Annotated in this window: 18 protein-coding genes; 10 read left to right on the forward strand and 8 right to left on the reverse strand. The window is 66.4% G+C overall.

All coding sequences use genetic code 11. The annotated features are described in order from the left end of the window. Positions 1-45: 45 nt before the first annotated feature. The 4 genes from IEW24_RS06660 to IEW24_RS06675 all read left to right on the forward strand — a co-directional run bounded on the left by IEW24_RS06660 (position 46) and on the right by IEW24_RS06675 (position 4,108). Complete coding sequence (locus tag IEW24_RS06660) at positions 46-999, forward strand: carbohydrate ABC transporter permease (RefSeq protein WP_188577444.1); 954 nt, start codon at positions 46-48, stop codon at positions 997-999. Continuing rightward, positions 996-1,844 (forward strand): carbohydrate ABC transporter permease, encoded by an 849-nt coding sequence (locus IEW24_RS06665; protein WP_188576541.1) that lies wholly within the window; start codon positions 996-998, stop codon positions 1,842-1,844. Before IEW24_RS06660 ends, IEW24_RS06665 begins: the two co-directional genes overlap by 4 nt. A gap of 38 nt (positions 1,845-1,882) precedes the next feature. After that, entirely contained in the window at positions 1,883-3,154 is a 1,272-nt protein-coding gene (locus IEW24_RS06670) for an ABC transporter substrate-binding protein (RefSeq protein WP_244644191.1), read from the forward strand. 96 nt (positions 3,155-3,250) lie between these two features. Next, complete coding sequence (locus IEW24_RS06675; protein ID WP_188576543.1) at positions 3,251-4,108, forward strand: phosphodiesterase; 858 nt, start codon at positions 3,251-3,253, stop codon at positions 4,106-4,108. 55 nt (positions 4,109-4,163) lie between these two features. On the opposite strand, the gene IEW24_RS06680 is transcribed toward IEW24_RS06675, so the two are convergent. The 3 genes from IEW24_RS06680 to serA all read right to left on the reverse strand — a co-directional run bounded on the left by IEW24_RS06680 (position 4,164) and on the right by serA (position 6,963). Next, on the reverse strand, positions 4,164-4,838 hold the full coding sequence (locus IEW24_RS06680; protein ID WP_188576546.1) for a TenA family protein: 675 nt from the start codon (positions 4,836-4,838) through the stop codon (positions 4,164-4,166). 1 nt (position 4,839) lies between these two features. Continuing rightward, the gene (locus IEW24_RS06685; protein ID WP_188576548.1) at positions 4,840-5,481 is read right to left on the reverse strand and encodes a TenA family protein; all 642 of its coding nucleotides are present in this window, start codon (positions 5,479-5,481) and stop codon (positions 4,840-4,842) included. 213 nt (positions 5,482-5,694) lie between these two features. Next, positions 5,695-6,963, reverse strand: coding sequence for a phosphoglycerate dehydrogenase (gene serA, locus IEW24_RS06690; RefSeq protein WP_373870013.1), 1,269 nt, complete (start codon positions 6,961-6,963; stop codon positions 5,695-5,697). 348 nt (positions 6,964-7,311) lie between these two features. Between serA and IEW24_RS06695 the strand changes: the two genes are divergently transcribed. Both IEW24_RS06695 and IEW24_RS06700 read left to right on the forward strand, forming a co-directional pair. Then, positions 7,312-7,623 (forward strand): hypothetical protein, encoded by a 312-nt coding sequence (locus IEW24_RS06695; protein ID WP_188576550.1) that lies wholly within the window; start codon positions 7,312-7,314, stop codon positions 7,621-7,623. A gap of 438 nt (positions 7,624-8,061) precedes the next feature. Next, positions 8,062-9,084 carry an LLM class flavin-dependent oxidoreductase gene (locus tag IEW24_RS06700; protein WP_188576551.1) on the forward strand — a complete coding sequence of 341 codons (1,023 nt, stop codon included), beginning with the start codon at positions 8,062-8,064 and terminating at the stop codon, positions 9,082-9,084. Between the two features lie 25 nt (positions 9,085-9,109). Here IEW24_RS06700 and IEW24_RS06705 read toward each other — a convergent pair whose 3' ends face one another. Continuing rightward, the gene (locus tag IEW24_RS06705) at positions 9,110-9,910 is read right to left on the reverse strand and encodes a hypothetical protein (protein ID WP_188576553.1); all 801 of its coding nucleotides are present in this window, start codon (positions 9,908-9,910) and stop codon (positions 9,110-9,112) included. A gap of 580 nt (positions 9,911-10,490) precedes the next feature. On the opposite strand from IEW24_RS06705, the gene IEW24_RS06710 reads away from it, so the two are divergent. Both IEW24_RS06710 and solA read left to right on the forward strand, forming a co-directional pair. Then, complete coding sequence (locus IEW24_RS06710; protein ID WP_188576555.1) at positions 10,491-11,945, forward strand: porin; 1,455 nt, start codon at positions 10,491-10,493, stop codon at positions 11,943-11,945. Between the two features lie 316 nt (positions 11,946-12,261). Further along, a complete protein-coding gene (gene solA / locus IEW24_RS06715) occupies positions 12,262-13,425 on the forward strand; it encodes an N-methyl-L-tryptophan oxidase (protein ID WP_188576557.1) in 1,164 nt (387 codons plus the stop codon). Positions 13,426-13,438: 13 nt separating this feature from the next. Here the strand turns inward: solA and IEW24_RS06720 are convergent, their stop codons facing one another. Next, a complete protein-coding gene (locus IEW24_RS06720) occupies positions 13,439-13,918 on the reverse strand; it encodes an Lrp/AsnC family transcriptional regulator (RefSeq protein ID WP_188576559.1) in 480 nt (159 codons plus the stop codon). Between the two features lie 206 nt (positions 13,919-14,124). Between IEW24_RS06720 and IEW24_RS06725 the strand changes: the two genes are divergently transcribed. Beyond that, positions 14,125-15,039, forward strand: a complete 915-nt coding sequence (locus IEW24_RS06725) for a PCC domain-containing protein (RefSeq protein WP_188576561.1) — start codon at positions 14,125-14,127, stop codon at positions 15,037-15,039. Between the two features lie 16 nt (positions 15,040-15,055). On the opposite strand, the gene IEW24_RS06730 is transcribed toward IEW24_RS06725, so the two are convergent. The 3 genes from IEW24_RS06730 to IEW24_RS06740 form a co-directional block, all read right to left on the reverse strand. After that, on the reverse strand, positions 15,056-15,889 hold the full coding sequence (locus IEW24_RS06730) for a class I SAM-dependent methyltransferase (protein ID WP_188576563.1): 834 nt from the start codon (positions 15,887-15,889) through the stop codon (positions 15,056-15,058). Positions 15,890-15,896: 7 nt separating this feature from the next. Beyond that, positions 15,897-16,808 carry a metal-dependent hydrolase gene (locus IEW24_RS06735; protein ID WP_188576565.1) on the reverse strand — a complete coding sequence of 304 codons (912 nt, stop codon included), beginning with the start codon at positions 16,806-16,808 and terminating at the stop codon, positions 15,897-15,899. A 191-nt stretch (positions 16,809-16,999) separates the two neighbouring features. Then, positions 17,000-17,914 carry a LysR family transcriptional regulator gene (locus IEW24_RS06740; protein WP_188576567.1) on the reverse strand — a complete coding sequence of 305 codons (915 nt, stop codon included), beginning with the start codon at positions 17,912-17,914 and terminating at the stop codon, positions 17,000-17,002. A 144-nt stretch (positions 17,915-18,058) separates the two neighbouring features. Here IEW24_RS06740 and IEW24_RS06745 point away from each other — a divergent pair, with 144 nt between their 5' ends. After that, positions 18,059-18,220 (forward strand): hypothetical protein, encoded by a 162-nt coding sequence (locus IEW24_RS06745; RefSeq protein ID WP_188576569.1) that lies wholly within the window; start codon positions 18,059-18,061, stop codon positions 18,218-18,220.

Below are 18,220 nucleotides of genomic sequence, written 5' to 3' on the forward strand. Positions count from 1 at the left end.
ATGACTGATCACGCCATCACCGATCGTGCCATCACCAATCGTGCGATGACCGATCGCACCGCCCTTCCGGCGGCTGCCGCCGGCAACGCCCGTCCCGCGAAAGCGCGGGCGCCGGCCCGCAAGGCGGCGCGGCGTCAGGCCCGCACGGCTTACGCACTGCTCGCCCCGGCGCTGCTGCTGATGGCGGGGCTGCTCATCTTGCCGCTCGCCGCCATTTTCGCCCTCGCGCTCACCGACTATCAGTTGGGCGCGCAGGCCATCGCCTTCATCGGCATCGACAATTTCAAGGCGCTGGCGGTTGATCCGGTGTTCTGGCAGGCGCTGGGCAACACGCTGCTCTATGCCGCCATGGTGGTGCCCGGCTCGATCGGTCTCGGCCTTGTGGCGGCGTTGCTGATCGAGAGCGGCACCAGCCTGCGCAGCTTCTATCGCGCCGCCCTGTTCCTGCCGGTGATGGCGACGCTGATCGCCATGGCCATCGTGTGGGAATTCATGCTGCATCCCACCTTCGGGCTGGTGAATGCCATGCTCGGCGTCTTCGGCATCGCCCCGCACAACTGGCTGCTGGACAAGGCGACGGCGCTCCCCGTGCTGGCCGTCATCGGCATCTGGCAGCAGTTCGGCTTCGCCATGGTGCTGTTCCTTGCCGGCCTCGTCTCCATTCCCCGCCAGCTCTACGAGGCGGCGGCGCTGGACGGCGTGCCGGGTGGCTGGGAGCGGTTCCGGCTGATCACCTGGCCGCTGCTGGGGCCGGTGTCGCTGTTCATCCTCGTCATCTCCGCCACCCGCGCCTTTCAGGTGTTCGACGTGGTCTATGCGCTCACCAAGGGGGGGCCGAGCAAGTCCACTGAGGTGATGCTCTATTCCATCTATACCGAGGGCTTCGAGTTCTTCCGCACGGGCTATGCCTCGGCCCTCACCATCGTCTTCATCGTGCTCATTCTGGCGGTGACGCTGATCAAGAAGACGGTCCTCGAAAAGCGGGTGCATTACGCATGAGCCGGTCTATCGCCTTGCGCCGCCGCGCCCTGCTGGGCTCGGCCCTGCGCCACGTCGCGTTGTTGCTGATCGCCGCCTTCGCGCTGCTTCCCTTCGTTTGGATGGTGGTCACGTCGCTGAAGCCGCCGGGCGAGATCCTGAGCAGCGTCATCACATGGTGGCCGAAGCGCTTCTACGCGGTCGAGAACTACACCGCCGCGCTCAGCACGGCACCGCTGGCGCGCTATCTGCTGAACGGCGTCATCGTCACCGCTGCCATCTTCTTCCTGCAGGTGCTGATCGCGCTGCCCGCCGCCTACGCGCTGGCCAAGCTCCGGTTCAAGGGGCGTGAGGCGGTGTTCACGCTGGTCTTCTTCTGCATCCTCATTCCCTATCACGCGCTCGCCGTGCCGCTGTTCGTGATGTTCCACTACATGGGCATCCTGAACTCCTATGCGGCGCTGATCCTGCCTTTCACCATCTCGGTGTTCGGCATCTTCCTGATGCGGCAGTTCTTCATGACCGTGCCGGACGATCTGGTGGATGCCGCACGCATGGACGGCATCTCCGAATTCGGCATCGTCTGGCGGGTAATGCTGCCCACCGCCATCCCGGCCGTGACCGCGCTCGGCATCTTCTCCGTGGTCGCCCACTGGAACGACTATTTCTGGCCGCTGATCGCGCTCGTGGACGATGCCTATTTCACGCCTTCGCTCGGCGTGGTCGCCTTCCGCAATCAGGAGGCGGGCAGCAATTACGGGCCGCTGATGGCCGCCGCCACGCTGATTGTTCTGCCGCTCATCACGGCATTCCTGCTCGCCCAGCGCCGTTTCATCGAGGGCATCACCCTCAGCGGCATGAAGTAGCCAAGCCTTTCCCTCTCCCCCTAGTCGAGGACTATCAGATGAAGTTCATGCTCGGCACCGCGCTCGCGGTGCTCGCCCTCGGTGCGTCTTCCGCCCTGGCCCAGCAGCAGGTGGAAGTGGTGATGCAGTATCCCTATCCGGAGAACTTCAACACCACCCACAAGGAGATCACGGCCGCCTTCGAGAAGGCTCATCCCGGCATCAAGGTCACGTTCCGCGCGCCCTATCGCGATTATGAGGATGCCGCCCAGCGCGTGCTGCGCGAGGCCATCACCGGCGCCGTGCCGGACATCACCTTCCAGGGCCTGAACCGCGTGCGCGTGCTGGCGGAAAAGAACATCGCCGTGCCGCTGGACGGTTTCATCAAGGATGAGAAGAACTTCGCCGCCGCCGGCTTCCAGCCGAGCATGTTCGAGGCCGGCAAGGTGGGCGGCAAGGTCTATGGCGTGCCCTTCGCCATCTCCCTGCCCATCGCCTATTACAATCTCGACCTCGTGAAGAAGGCGGGCGGCGATCCGGACAAGCTGCCGACCACCTGGGACGAAGTGATCGCGCTGGCGCAGAAGGTCAACGCGCTGGGTGACGGCAACATCGGCCTCGCGCCGGACTGGTCCATCACCGGCAACTGGTTCTGGCAGGCGCTGGTGTTCGAGAATGGCGGCGCCATGATGTCGGCCGACGAGCGCAAGGTGGCGTTCGGGGAAGAGCCGGGCCAGAAGGCCATGCGCACGCTGGCGCGCTTCGTCACCGAGGCCAAGGCGCCCAACCTGTCCGCCACCGACCAGCGCTCGGCCTTTGCCGCCGGCAAGGTGGGCATCATGCTCACCACCACGGCGTACGTGAACATGGCGCAGAAGCAGATCGGCGACCGCTTCGTGCTGAAGACCTCCAATTTCCCCGGCATCCAGCCCGGCGTGACGCGCCTGCCGCCCGGCGGCAACGTGGCCGTCATGACCGCCAAGACCGAGGCCAAGCGCAAGGCGGCGTGGGAAGTGCTGAAGTTCTGGACCGGCCAGACGGGCGGCACCATCATGGTGCAGACCACGGGCTACATGACCGCCAACACGCAGGCGGCGGAGGTGGGCCTCAAGGACTTTTACAAGGCCACCCCCAACCAGTACACCGCCGTGGCGCAACTGCCCTACATGGCCAGCTGGTACGCCTTCCCCGGCGAGAACGGCCTGAAGATCACCGACGTGATCAAGGACCACCTGCAGACGGTGATGGACGGCTCCCGCGCCGGCGAGCCGGACAAGGTGCTGGCCGACATGGTGAAGGACGTTCAGGCGCTCATCCCCGCCACCAACTGATCGTTCACTTAACGTCAGGCGGTGGGGCGCGCCCCATCGCCTGCCGACGCGTTTTCCTCTGCTCCCTCACATAGCCGGTTCCAGAAGGTGCTTCCCATGAAGCTCGTCCACATCAGCGACACGCACATCGTGCCCGCGCCGAGCCAGCTCTATGGCCTCGATCCCCGCGCCAACCTCTCCGCAGCCATCGCCGACATCCATGCCAACCACGCGGATGCGGATCTGTGCGTCTTCACCGGCGATCTCGTCCATTGGGGCGATGCGGAAGCCTATGACGCGCTGGCGGACGTGTTGGCCGAGCTGAAGCTCCCCTATGTGCTGATGATCGGCAATCACGACGATCGCGCCCGCTTCCAGGCCCGCTTCCCCGATGCGCCGCGCGATGCGGACGGCTTCGTGCAGGGCACGCTGAAGACGCCCATGGGCACGCTGGTCTTCCTCGATACCCATGACGGCACCACCCATGCGGGCCTCTACTGCGAGACGCGCCGCGCATGGCTGGCGCGCACGCTGGAAGGCATCGAGGGTGACATCCTGCTGTTCGCCCATCATCCGCCCTTCCCGGTGGGTATCGGCGCCATGGATGCCATCGCCCTGCAGGAGCCCGACGCGTTTGCCGACGTGATCCGTCCGCATGCGCAGCGTATCCGGCACATCTTCTTCGGCCATCTGCATCGCCCCATTTCGGGCAGCTGGCTGGGCATTCCCTTCTCGGTGCTGCGCTCGCAGAACCATCAGGTGGCCATGGAGCTGCGGCCTACGGGGCGCGATGTCATCGGTGCCTGGGAGCAGCCGGCCTATGCGGTGGCCCTCGTCACGCCCGAGGCCGTGGTGGTGCATATGTGCGAATATCTGCTGGGTGCCGGCCGCTTCTCTCTGAATGCGGACGAGGGGCTGGGTCGCGCCTATGCGCTGCAGATGGCCGGGCCGCAGGTCGCGCTTGCTGCGGGCTGAGGCTGAGGGAAAAAAAAAGGGCAGGGGGCGAAGGCAACACCTTCGCCCTTTTGCTTCAGCGCGCGGCGGCCGCGCCGAGATCAAGCCCCATCTGCCAGAAGTCGGCTTCGAGCCGCGAGGCCTTGCCGAACAGCGCCGCCAGCTCCGTGAAACGGCGCTCGGTCATGGCACGGGCGGCGAGGTCGTCCAGATGGCGGCGGGCGGTGGCGGCGACGCCCTGATAGCCCGCGCCGGCATATTCGCCGATCCACTCCCGGTAGGGGTGATCCTTCAGCGCGTCCACGCCATCGGGCGCCAGCGCGCGGCCGATCTCCGCATAGCCGACCACGCAGGGCGCCAGCGCCACATGCAGGTCGAGAAGATCCCCCGCCGCGCCGCAATCCAGCACGAAGCGCGTATAGGCGACAGTGGCCTGATGCTCGGCTGCCGCTTCCATGTCCGCCTGCGACAGGCCCCAGCGGGCGCACAGGCGCACATGCAGCCCGGTCTCATGCAGGATGGCGGCGAGGCCCTCCTGCGCCACGCCGATGTCCGCCAGCGTGCGGCTCTTGTAGGCGGCGAGCGCATAGGCGCGGGCGAACTGGATCAGGAACAGATAGTCCTGCACGAGGTACGCGCGGAAGGCGGCCTCGGGCAACGTGCCGTCGCCCATCCGGCGCACGAAGGCGTGGTCCACATAGCTCTGCCAGTCGGCGGGGGAGGCGGCCTTCAGGCGGTCGAATATGTCCATCTCAGCCTCCGTAGGCGGCGTCGAAGAAGGCCCGCTCCAACTGGACGGTGCGCAGGAAGAAGTCGCGGGCGACGGCTTCCTCCGCCGGTCCCACCCGGTCAAGCTCGGCACGCACGAAGGCGACGAAATCGCGGAAGAACGGATTGTCGTGCAGCGTCACCCATTCCGCATGGACGAAGTATTCCGGCAAGGGCTGCGGCGCCGCCATGGCCCAGTCGAGATAGAGCCATTCGGCCACGTTCAGCACGGCGAGGGCCGCCGCATAGGAACGGGTAGCGGCGGCTTCGCGCATGATGGCCTTGAAGCCTGCGGTCGGCGCGGTATCGGAGATGCTCTCGCGCTGCGCCTCGGTTACGCCAAGGGCCTCGAACGCGCGCAGGAAATAGGTGTTCTCCTCGCCCGAGACCATGCCGACGAAGCGGCCGAGCCGCAGCCGGGACTCGAAACTGTCGGACGTTGCGATGGCGGCGCCGAGCAGGGTGAGGAAGCTGTCGAGGAAGCGATGGTCCTGAATGAGATAGGAGGCCATCACATCATCGGAGATTGTGCCGGCGCACATCTCGCTGACGAAGCGGTGGCCGGTGGCCTCGCTCCATGTCGGTTCGCTGGCCTCGCGAAGCGTATCGGTAAAGCGTGCGGCCATGGCGGTCTCCCTTGTCTGTTCTGATGTCCTCTTAGAACAATTTCCGTGGCAGCGCGTGCGGTTCTGCGGGAGGAATTGCGTCAATCCAATAGGTTAGAGCGTTTCTTGCTGCCTTCCCGACCATCGGCTGATCCGGATACAAAAAAAAAAAGCCCGGAGGCGGCACCCGCGTTCAAGCGGGGCCAGCCTCCGGGCTGCGTCGTCGTGCCGGGATCAGATCTTGTATTCGTACAGCAGGCGCGCACGCACCGTGCCGTCCAGCGCGCGGATGTCTTCCAGCACGGCATTGGCGTCCGCCGCCGAGGCATCGGCGTCCAGCACCACATAGCCCACGTCGGCGTGGGTCTCGTAATACTGGGCGGCGATGTTGACCGAGTGGCGGGCCAGCACCTCGTTGAGGCGGCCGAGCATGCCCGGCACGTTGCGCTGAACCTGGATGAAGCGCGTGCCCATGGGACGGGCCGGCAGCTGCACCTGCGGGAAGTTCACCGCGCCCACCGTGGAGCCGGTGTCGGAATAATCCACCAGCTTGCGCGCCACCTCGGCACCGATGCGCTCCTGCGCTTCCTCGGTGGAACCGCCGATGTGCGGGGTGAGGATGACGTTGTCCAGATTCTGGAGCGGGGTGACGAACTTCTCGTTGTTGGAGCCGGGCTCCACCGGGAACACGTCCACCGCCGCGCCGCGCAGCTTGCCCGAGCGCAGGGCATCGGCCAGCGCATCGAGATCCACCACGGTGCCGCGGCTGTTGTTGATGAAATAGGCGCCGTCCTTCATGGCGGCGATCTCGGCGGCGCCGATCATGCCGTGGGTGGCGGCCGTCTCCGGCACATGCAGGCTGACCACGTCGCTCTGGGCGAGCAGTTCCCGCATGCTGCTGGTGGACTCGGTGTTGCCGTGGCGCAGCTTGTCGGTGTGATCGTAATAGAGCACCCGCATGCCCATGGCCTCGGCGAGGTTCGACAGCTGGGTGCCGATATTGCCGTAGCCGATGATGCCTAGAGTCTTGCCGCGTACTTCGTGGCTGTCGGTGGCCGACTTGTCCCAGCGGCCCTCATGAGCGGCGTTGGAGCGCACCACGACCCGGCGCAGCAGCATGACGATCTCGCCGATCACCAGCTCCGCCACGCTGCGGGTGTTGGAGAAGGGGGCGTTGAAGACCGGGATGCCGTGCGCGCGCACCGCGTCGATGTCCACCTGATTGGTGCCGACGCTGAAGCAGCCGATGGCGATGAGGCGGTCGGCCGCCTCCATGATGTCGGCGGTGATCTGGGTGCGCGAGCGGATGCCGAGGATGTGCACGCCCTTGATGGCGTGCTTCAGGTCTTCGCCATCAAGCGCTTTCGGCATGCGCGTGACGTTGGTGTAGCCCGCATTGCGCATGATCTCGACGGCGCTGTCGTTGACGTTCTCGAGCAGCAGTATCCGGATCTTGTCCTTGGCCAGCGACAGTTGCGGCAACTTGGAAAGGCTATCTTGCACGATCTCGGCTTCCTTCAGCGATGAATGACCGCGCGGCGCAGCCTCGCATGACGCGTAAGCCCGGCCGCCTGCGGCTGCTCCCTCATCTACGGAGCGGGAATTTCTCAGGCGCGCGGAGACATGACCGTTTTTGCCCGCGGCGTCTAGGCTGAAGGGCGGCGGAAGCCACTGAAACCGGGCCATTGGAGCAGGCGGAATAGCTGGGGCGAGCGCGATGCATGGCTGACGGCGAAACCGAGATGAACGAAATGTGAATGGCTGTGATTTACCTCTATACCTCCGTATGGTTGCGTCGCTGCGTAATGGGGGAGTAGTCGTTTCTACACAAACAGAGGTAGCTAGAAACCTGTGAGCCACACTCATACATTGGATGTCGCCGCCCTCGGCTCGGCATCATTCCACCCCCGCCGCACCGCGACACGCCGTCTGGCGTCGCGCCTGAGCGTGCCGCTGGCCATTGGAGCCGCGCTGGTTCTCATGGAGGCGGCGCGGCTGGTGTGCGTTGCCGGAACCATGCCGTCCGATGCGCGGGCAGACGAGGTTTGCCGCGATCACGGTGCCACTTATATCGGCCTGTCGCCCGATCCGCAGCGCTGGGCCGTCACCTGCGCCCGCCCGAGCGGCTCGCTGTTCACGGTCGTCATGCCCACGCTCGGCTGAGCCGATCACGCCCCGCCGGGGTGTTTTTTGTCGCAGCGGATCGCTGCGCGCGCGCCGATGCCTTGCTCAGGATGGCACGAGCCGGCGCGCCATGGCCCCCATGTGGGCATACTTTATGAATCCGTTTCCGCTTGTCCGGCCGTGCCGTCTGGAAAGCCATAGGCCGCCGCTTCGGCCGAGGCTGGGACCGGCACCACGGGACAGCTTGCCGCAGGCCGGGGCCCGCGCATGCAAGACTGCGTGAGGGGCCTTGCGGGCGAGGGCAGGGAGTGTCTCTAGTCCGCGCCGAACGGACGGCGCACCGCAGGCCATGTGGGAGAGCCGGCCGAGCCTCGAAGTGACGGGACCGGCGGCCATGGCAGACATCTGGCCGGCGCCGGTTGCCGTCTGCGGATCCGGAAGGTGTCACCCGCCCCGGATCCGGGAAAGTGACAAGACGTGAAGAAGATCGGTTTTCTGTCCTTTGGACACTGGTCGCCCTCGGTGCATTCGGGCACCCGCTCGGCCGGCGACTCCCTGCTGCAATCCATCGACCTTGCCGTTGCCGCCGAGGAGCTTGGCGCGGACGGCGCTTATTTCCGCGTGCACCATTTTGCCCGCCAGCTTGCCTCGCCCTTCCCGCTGCTGGCGGCGGTGGGCGCAAAGACCAGCCGGATCGAGATCGGCACTGCGGTCATCGACATGCGCTATGAGAACCCGCTCTATATGGCAGAGGATGCCGGCGCGGCGGATCTGATCGCCGGCGGCCGCCTCCAGCTCGGCATCAGCCGGGGCTCTCCTGAGCAGGTGATCGACGGCTGGCGCTATTTCGGCTACCAGCCGGCCGAGGGCCAGACCGACGCCGACATGGGTCGGCGCCACGCGGACGTGTTCCTCGACGTGCTGCAGGGCAAGGGCTTTGCCCAGCCCAATCCCCGCCCCATGTTCCCCAACCCGCCCGGCCTGCTGCGCCTGGAGCCTCATTCCGAAGGCTTGCGCGAGCGCATCTGGTGGGGCGCCGGTTCCAACGCCACCGCGCGCTGGGCGGCGGAACGCGGCATGAACCTGCAAAGCTCCACCCTCAAGGACGATGAGAACGGGCAGCCGTTCCACGTGCAGCAGGCGGAGCAGATCCGTGTCTATCGTGAAGCGTGGAAGGAAGCCGGCCATGCGCGCGCGCCGCGCGTTTCCGTGAGCCGCAGCATCTTCGCCCTCGTGGACGATCGAGACCGCGCCTATTTCGGCCAGAGCGGCGGCGATGAGGACAAGGTGGGCTTCATCGACGAGAAGACAAGGGCGATCTTCGGCCGCAGCTATGCGGCGGAACCCGACGCGCTGGTGAAGCAACTGGCCGAGGATGAGGCCATCGCCGAGGCCGACACCCTCCTGCTCACCGTGCCCAACCAGTTGGGCGTGGATTACAACGCCCATGTCATCGAGGCGATCCTCAAGCATGTGGCCCCGGCTCTGGGCTGGCGCTGAGGTCGGGCCCGGCCGCAGACCTTCTCTATCCGGGTTGGCGGCGGGATCGGCCTGATCCCGCCGGCCTCAGGCCCACGAGTTCCACCTCCGCATCCGCGAACATCTGGCGCACGGCATCCCGTTCGGCGAACGGTGCCGGGGTGGGAGCATCCGGCGCCACCACCACGCGCCCGATGCCGGCGCTCACGATCAACCGGCAGGTGGCGATGCCGGGCAGGTGGGTCAGATAGAGCGTGGCCCCGGCCGTGGCGAGCCCCTGGCGGGCGGCGATGGCAATCAGGTGGTCGGCGGCGTGGGCCGGGATCGGGATGGCCGCTTCGGACTTCCGGCGGCCGCTCTCTTTGGCCGGGGAGATGCCGCCGGCACAGGCCAGCCGCAGGACACCGCCCATATTCACCAGCGCCGCGCCCCCCTCCTGCGGGCTGCGGCTGGCGGCATGGCGGGCAAATCCCAGGAAGTAAGCATCATCCGTTTGGGCGCTGGACGGGGTGTCCTGCCGTGCCTTCGAGCGGGGGGCGGCAGCGGGGCGGGGCACAGTCGGCGCGGCGACCTTGTTCTCGGGATCGTCCGCCGGCGCGTCGCTCGTGGAACCGGCCGCGCCACCTGCGATGGTGTCGTCGCTGGCAGGGGCGGGCATCTCCTTCGGGGGCTGCTTCACCCGCAGGCGACCCTGGCCGCCGCACGTGCCGCAGGTGGTGTGGACACCGTCCGGCGATGTCAGCACGCCCTTGCCCTCGCAATCGGGGCACCAGGTGAATGGGCTGCGCGGTACGGTCAGCGACATGGAATGGCTTTCGGTGAGGCCCGCTCCGGGCTCTGTCTGCATGGACGCCTCGCCCCCACCGGCAAGGACGTCCTTGCGCGCAAGCATAGGCTGGCGACCGGTGGGCGGGAACGGGATCGGACGGGACAGGCATACCCGGGACGACCGCCAGGCCCGCGAATCCCGAGCCGTGAAACACCCGGCGTGGCATTCCGGCCATGATTCGAGATGTGGCAAGGGGCGCCACAGTTTGTTCGCCTTCTGCCGCGCGACATCACGACGGCATCCCGGCAAGCATGAGCTGAAGCGGGCGTTTAAAACGCTCGCTATCTATGCTGAAATCAAGGTGAATGAAGGGTTTCTGCCTTCTTTTGCGGTATTCCAGGGAGGCTCACGGAAGCGTGCTCTTCCTGCAACACTTACCGGAAAAGGCCACCGTGTGGCCCGATTTGGAGCATGTCCACATTGATCCGGGGGGCGGCTTTTGTAAGGTGATCTCGCGACGAAGGGGGGCAGTCCCCGGTCGCCCCTTCCTGCGTGTGTTCATGGGTGTGTGCCCGGAAACAGATGCGGTGGGGGAATCGGGGCAAGGATCGCAGCAATGTGGCCTCGCTCCCTCGGAACAAGATTTTTGGAGGTCACAATGAACATGGTGAAGAGCCTTCTGCTCGGTAGCGTCGCGGGTCTCGCCGCCGTCGCCGGCGCCCAGGCCGCCGACCTTCCCGTGAAGGCGAAGGCTGTTGAGTACGTGAAGGTCTGCTCCGCTTACGGCGCCGGCTTCTACTACATCCCGGGCACCGACACCTGCCTGAAGATCGACGGCTACGCCCGCTTCGACACCTATCTGAACGCGGTCGGCACCTTCAACCCGAACATCTCGTCGGTTGCTGGCACGGGCTTCAACGGCCCCGGCGCCGGTGGCGCTGCCTACCCGATGGCTGACGACGATGACTCCTCGTACCTGACCCGCGCTCGCGCCGTCATGGGCATGGATGCTCGTACGCAGACCGACTACGGCACCCTGCGCTCCTACATCCGCTTCGGCATGAACTGGGATTCCCAGACCTCGGCCGGCGGTGGCTCGAACATCGGCTTCTACTTCGAGCGCGCCTTCATCCAGTTCGCTGGCTTCACCTTCGGTTACACCCAGTCGTTCTTCGACACGGGCATCAGCTACTCGTACAGCACCCTGTACGCCGGCTCGAACCAGTGGACCACCGCCCTGGCCTACACCGCGCAGTTCGGCAACGGCTTCTCGGCGACCATCGCCCTCGAAGACGCCGCCAACCGCATCACCGGCGTGCAGGCTTCGGCTGTCGGCGCTTACAGCCCGACCGCTGGTCTGAGCTACACCAACTACCAGTCCGGTCAGGAATTCCCCGACATCGTCGGTAACCTCCGCATCGACCAGGCTTGGGGTTCGGCTCAGCTCTCGGCTGCCGCTCACCAGGTTGGCGCTCTGACCCCGACCTATGCTGGCACGGGCACCTCGTTCCTCGGCCAGAACTCTTCCGACACCTGGGGCTGGGCCATCGGTGGTGCGGTGGAGATCAAGCTCCCCGTCATCGCCCCCGGCGACAGCCTGTACATCCAGGCCAACTATGCTGACGGCGCTCTGAGCTACGTCGGTCTGTCCGGCACCTCGCAGGGCCGTGGCGTTGCTCTCGGCTCCATCGATCCGGCCACCACCATCGGCTTCTCCAGCGGTGCGTTCTACACCCTGGCCGACGCTGTGTGGAACCAGACCACGCTGTCCTATGACACCGTGTCGGCTTGGTCGATCCAGGGTCAGTTCCGTCACTTCTGGACCCCCGGCTTCCGCTCGGCGATCTTCGGTGGTTACACCGACGTCTCCGTGCCGACCAACACCGTGGGCGCCACCGACGTCAACATCTGGCAGGTCGGCGTGAACAGCATCTGGTCGCCGGTCAAGAACCTCGACCTCGGCGTCGAAGTGCTCTACTCGAAGGTCGACGGCGACGCGATCCTCGGCAACTACGCCACGGGCGCGACTGCTGCCACCGGCGGCGCGACCGCCGTGCTCGGCGGTTCGACCGACGTGTGGTCGGGCGGCTTCCGCGCTCAGCGCAACTTCTGATCTTTTCAAGATCATTGGTTAGGAGAACCCCGGCGGGCAACCGCCGGGGTTTTTCTTTGTCTATATGCGCCCCGCGCTCGCGCTGCCGGCTCTCCGCCGTCGCTCAACCGCTGCGCGCAGCAGCGCAGGTGCGCCTTTCGTTCTTTCGCCTGCTGCCCGCTGAACGGGCATGACCCGGGCCGCTGGACGCGAAACAGGAAGAAGCGCGACGGCAGGCTGGGAGAAGCGCGACAGAGGACCGCTGCGTGCTTGCGCTCCGCTTCCGGCCATGGACTTCATCGTCCGGACCTGAACAGCGGAACCGGACGCGCGCGCCATGACGGATCACCCGAACACTTACGACGTCATCGTCATCGGCGTCGGCGGCATGGGGGCGTCGGCCTGCTTCCATCTGGCAAGGCGCGGCCTCAGGGTGCTCGGGCTCGAGCGCTTCGACATTCCCCACGCCATGGGCTCCTCGCACGGTTTCAACCGCATCATCCGGCTGGCCTATTTCGAGGATCCCTCCTACGTGCCGCTGCTGCGCCGGGCCTATGAGAACTGGCGCGAGCTGGAGACGCGCTTCGGCGAACAGCTGCTGTTCACCACCGGCTCCGTGGATGCCGGGCCTTCGGGTAGTGCCATGGTGGAAGGTTCGCTCGCCGCCTGCCGCCTGCACGATCTGCCCCACCGCCACGTCACTGGCGCTGAACTGCGCCGGATCGCGCCGGGCTACAATCTGCCCGACACGCACGAGGCGGTGCTGCAGCCTGACGGCGGCTTCGTCTCGGCGGAGCGGGCGATCGTGGCCCATGTGACCATGGCGCAGGCGGAGGGTGCCGAGATCCACGCCCGCGAGCCCGTGCTCGGCTGGGAGCCGACAGCGTCGGGCGGCGTGCGCGTGCGCACCGCGCGCGGCACCTATGAGGCCGGCCGGCTGGTGATTTCGGCCGGGGCCTGGATGTCGGATTTCGTGCCGGACCTGAAGGGCGTCTCGGTGCCGGAGCGGCAGGTTCTGGGCTGGTTCCAGCCGCGCGAGCCGGGCCTGTTCACGCCCGAGACCTTCCCTGTCTTCAACATGGAGGTGGAGGAGGGGAAGTTCTACGGCTTCCCGGTCTGGCACGTGCCCGGCTTCAAGATCGGCCGCTGGCACCATTTCGGTGAGACGGGCAGCGCGGATGAGCTCTCGCGCGATAGCGAGGCGCGGGACGAGGAAGCGCTGCGGCCTTGCGTCAGCCGCTATTTCCCCGCCGCCGATGGCCCGACCATGGCGCTGCGCGCCTGCTTCTTCACCAACACGCCGGACGAGCATTTCGTGATCGACACGCTGCCCGGCCTGCCGCAGGTGGTGGTTGCTTCACCCTGCTCAGGCCACGGTTACAAATTCTGCAGCGTGGTGGGCGAGATTCTGGCCGATCTCTCCAGCTCCGGCGATACCCGCTTTGACCTCGATCTCTTCGCCTTCAAGCGGTTCGCCCAGCCGGCGCCGAAACCTGCCTGAACCGGAAGCCGCGTCAGCTGCCGGTCTCCCGGATGAGCGGCGCTGAGCGACGGATAAAGCTCTTCACAGCGAAGTTGGACTGGATGCGCGCCACCCCGTCGATGGTGGTGAGCTGGTCCAGCATGGCCTGATAGTGCGCCAGATCACGCACCACTGCGTGCAGCAGATAGTCCGAGCTGCCGCTGATGAGAAAGCCGCCGATCACCTCCGGCATGCCCTCCACCTTCGCTTCGAAGCGGGTGAGGATTTCCTTCACCTGCCGCTCCAGCGTGACCGAGATGAACACCTGCACGGAACCCAGCACGCGCTTCTCGTCGATGGAGGCGGTGTAGCCCCGGATGGTGCCTTCCTCCTCCAGCCGCCGCACGCGCCGCAAGGTGGGCGAGAAGGACAGGCCGATCCGGTCGGCGAGGTCGCGCCAGCTGACGCGACCATCCTTCGACAGCTCATCGAGAATCTTCAGGTCGAAGGCGTCGAGTTCCCGATCCTGCATAAATTGATCCCGTTTATGGTCAAAAGTTAGATCGAATGATCTAAAAAAGATGCGTCTCCAGCTATAAATAGCACAAAATCGAAATGGGGTCCGCGTTAGCATTCTGGGCAACGGGAGGATGGCAAGAGGTCGCGCGCTGAAGCGGCCCGCCGTGATGCCGGATGGCGTCTCGCGTCCTTTCGCCGGAAACCTGCCGAGGACGATGCATGCCCCCTGCGCTCCAGATCGCCGCCGCCGATATCTCCCTCGCGCCCCCCATGGCGCCTGCGCAGGATGTCCTGTCCGGCATCCGGCATCCCGGCCGTCCGGCCGATGCGCGCGTGGAAGCGGTCGAGACGGGCATCGTACCAATCGTCGGCTCATTACGGGTGGGCCACGATGTCACCTCCGAGGTGCACCGGCTGTTCCGCGAGGCCGGCTGCCGGGGCGGCGTGGTCCAGTTGCAGGGCGGACGCTGCCAGCCCTTCCAGTTCGTCGGCCCGGCCTACGCCTCCGATGACGTGCACGCCGTCTGGTACAGCACCGCCAGGGCGCCGGCGGATGGCGCTGCCATTGCCGCCGCGACCGCCATCGTCGGCTGGCGCGACGGCGCGCCCTTCCTGCATTGCCATGGCACATGGGACATCGGGGGCGCTGCACTGGCCGCAGGGCATATGCTGACCTCCGACAGCATCGTCTCCGAGCCCATCGCCATCACCGGTTTCGGCACAAGGACGGCCTGTTTCGAGAGCCTGCCGGACGAGGAAACCAACTTCACGCTCTATACGCCGCGCGGCGACAGCATGGCGGGCGGCTCGCTGCTGCTGCGTCTGCGCCCGCATGAGGATCTGTGCGGCGCCATCGAGGCGGCCTGCCGGCGCCACGGCATCGCCAGCGCGCTGGTCTATGGCATCGGCAGTCTCATCAGCCCGCGTTTCGAGGATGGCGAAGGGCTGGCGTGCCGGGTCACGGAGATCGCCATTGAGCGCGGTGTCATCAGTGATGGCGTGGCGCATCTCGATATCGCGGCCGTGGATGTGGACGGCACAGTGCGCAACGGCCGCGTGCGCCGGGGCGAAAATCCCGTCTGCGTCACGTTCGAGCTGGTGGTGGTCGGTCTCGGGGGCTGGGGCCGGGCCTGAGCGGCGGCCCCGCGCCTCAGCTTTGCTCGGCGGTGCCGGTCTTGCGGTAGCGGCAGGCCACATAGGCCGCATCGCCGCGCACCAGCGCCTTGTAGATGATGGAGCCCTTGGCGCCGGCGAACTCGGTTATGAAGCTCTTCATGAACAGGGCACGGCCGATGCGCTCGCGCTTGCGCCGTTCGGAGGCGTCAAGCGCGGCGACGACGCCGGGAGACAGCTCGCATGCGCTTTCCAGCGTGAGGCCCGGAGTGGACAGCTGGCTGTTGAGCTCGGGCAACTGGCCCCTGCGGCGCATGTCGGCGAAGGTGAACCAGCCGCCGGGTGCGAGCACGCGCGAGACTTCCGCCGCGAAGGCGGCCACATCGGCATAGCAGTGGGAGGACTCGATGTTCACCACGATGTCGAAGGACCCATCGGGGAAGGGCAGATGCTCGGCATCGCCGGTCTCGAAGGATAGAGCGGGCGTGTCCGCATTGAGTTGCCGTGCACGACGCACCGTATCCGGCGAATAATCGAGCCCCACCATTTGCGCCGGAGCGTGGTAGCGGGCGATGTAGCGCGATCCGCCGCCGCGACCCGAGCCCACTTCCAGCACCCGCGCGCCGGCCACCGGCAGGCCGTCCACCGCCTGCTGATACAGGCCGATGAACGCGCGTTCCGGCTCATCCTCCGCACGCAGGGCAAAGGGGGCCCCGGGCGGCAGGAAGCCGTAGTTCATGAAGCGCCAGTCATCATCGCGCCAGAAGCGGGACAGCATGTTGTAGACGCCCCGCCATGCCCACTTGCGGGTGCGCGGGAAGGCGCCCCGGTCGATGGCGTCGAGCATTCCCGAGAACAGGCGGCTGGCCATGGCGCGCTCAACCGGCCGGTTGAGCTGGGGCGGGCGGGCTGCCGGGGGGCATGTCCTTGGACAACCACTCGCGGCCCCTGCGCATCAGCTCCTGATCGTCGGCATTCCGGGGGTCGAAGCCGGGCAGGTAATAGCGCAGCACATTGGGTATGCAGCGCCGCCAGTAGCCGGGCGAGATCATGGTGGTCTTGATGAAGCGCATCCAGAAGCCGAAGCCGGTCTTCACCCCCTCCGCCTTCGCATAGATGGGCACGTTGCGCAGGAACAGGAGGAGGAAGGGAATGAGCGTCGCGTTCATGCCCACCACCCGGACCATGTAGCGCTGCCAGCCCGACATGTTCGGGGTCGCGGCCTTCAGGACGTCGAGGGCCACCGCCTTGTGCTCCAGCTCTTCCAGCGCATGCCACATCCACAGGCGCCGATAGGCGGGGGCGGCATTGTCCAGAAGGTCGGGATGGCGCAGCGTGAGCGTGGAGAGGGTGGCCGTCATGTGCTCGATGGCGCAGGTGATGGCCAGCCGATGCAGCGGATCCTTCACCAGCTCGAATCCCATGCGGATGGGCTTTTCCATCGCCTCCACATCATAGCCGAGCTTCTCCATCGCCCGGTTGTATTCCTCGTGCTCGCGGGTGTGGAAGGCCTCCTGCACCGCATAGCCGCTGATCTCGGCGGCGAGCTGCTTGTCGGCGAGCTTGGGACCGTAATGCTTCAGCGAGCGGATGAAGAAGCGCTCGCCCTCCGGCAGGAAGATGGAGAGACCATCGATGAGCAGGGTCTTGACCATGTCGTCGTCCAGCCAGCGGTGCTGGGCGTTCTCCATGATGCCGAAACGGATGTCGCGCGGGATGATGTCATCCGGGTTGCCCCAGTGCGCCGAGCCGCCTGCTGCGTTCTGATCATATCCGCCGGCTTGTGCCATTGCGCCATCCACTTGCCTTGCGCCGGGCCACGACGGGAGGAGCCCGGGCCGGCAACGAAACCATGTCCCGCCTTATGGCAGATCGAGTTGCGAGGGGACAGCCCGCGACAACCCGATTGGAGGCATCTCAATGATGCGCGTCCGGCCGTCCGCGTAAGGGCGCGACGGCCAAAGGCGGCTGACCTTGGGCATCAGGCCGCAGCCTGCCCCACCAGCGTCGGCACGGTGCGGGCCAGCGTGCCGTGCAAGGCCTCCAGAAAGCGACTGGCGGCCACGGGCTGCCGCCGCAGGCCGGGCCAGAAGACCGAGGCCGGGCAGGGCGTGCGCGGGGCGAAGGGGATCACCACCAGCCCGGTCTGCCCCGAGGCGGCGGGGGAGAAGGGATCCACCACCGCCGCGCCCAGCCCCGCCGCCGCCAGCACGCAGGCTGTGCCGCAATAGCGCACCTCCACGCCGGCCACATAAGGCACGCCCTCGGCCGCGAAGGCTTCGCGCACCGTCTGCCCCATGCGGGTCTCGCCATCGAGGCCGACGAAGCTCTGGTTGCGCAGCATCTGCGGCGTGACGATGTGCTCGCGCGCCAGCCGATGGTCCGGCCGGCAGACGCAGACCATGGCGCCCGCATGCAGGGATTGCACCTTGAGCGTGGGTGCATCCCCGAGCGCGAGCCCGAAGCCGATATCGGCGGCGCCGCTCTCCACGCCCTCGATCACATCCTTCAGCGGGCGCACATCGAAGCCCACGCGCACATGGGGATGGGATGCGGCAAAGTGGACCATGGTCTGCGCCACCACGCCATGGCCGAGCGGGGGCGTGGCGAGGATGCGCAGGCGGCTCACCTTGTCGTCGCGCAGGTCGCGAACCCGCATTTCCAGGGCGGCGTGGATGGCGAAGAGGGGCTCCGAATCCTCATAGATCATGCGCGCCGCATCGGTGGGGAAGAGGCGGTTGTTGATGCGCTCGAACAGCGGAAAGCCGATCTGGCTCTCCATCTGCTTCAGGGCGTTGCTCACGGCGGGCTGCGACATGCTGAGCGTGGCCGCGGCCCCCATGGTGGTCTGGCAGCGCATCACGGCACGAAAGATCTCCAACTGGCGCAGATTCATGGTTTCCGCCGCAGGTGCATGTCTCGAGCCTATTTGTCCGGCAAATAGTTTAGGCTGCGGTTTTATAATTCGGGCGGTTGAGCTGCGCAAAACATATGCGGCCTTGGGTATGGCGAAATTTCAGTCATTCCGCCATGGGCGAGCGTGGCGCAAGCGCAGACGCTTCGCCGACAAGGTGCCGGTGCGGACTGCGACGTCGATGCCCGTCGCAAGGGCAAGGAGAAGACGTTCAACTTCGTCGCCCACCGCCGCCCGGAGCTTTGCCGGCGGCTGGTGGATCAGGTCGGCGCGGTTCTGCCGGAGTGA

It is taken from the genome of Azorhizobium oxalatiphilum (assembly GCF_014635325.1).
In the GTDB taxonomy this organism is placed as follows: domain Bacteria; phylum Pseudomonadota; class Alphaproteobacteria; order Rhizobiales; family Xanthobacteraceae; genus Azorhizobium; species Azorhizobium oxalatiphilum.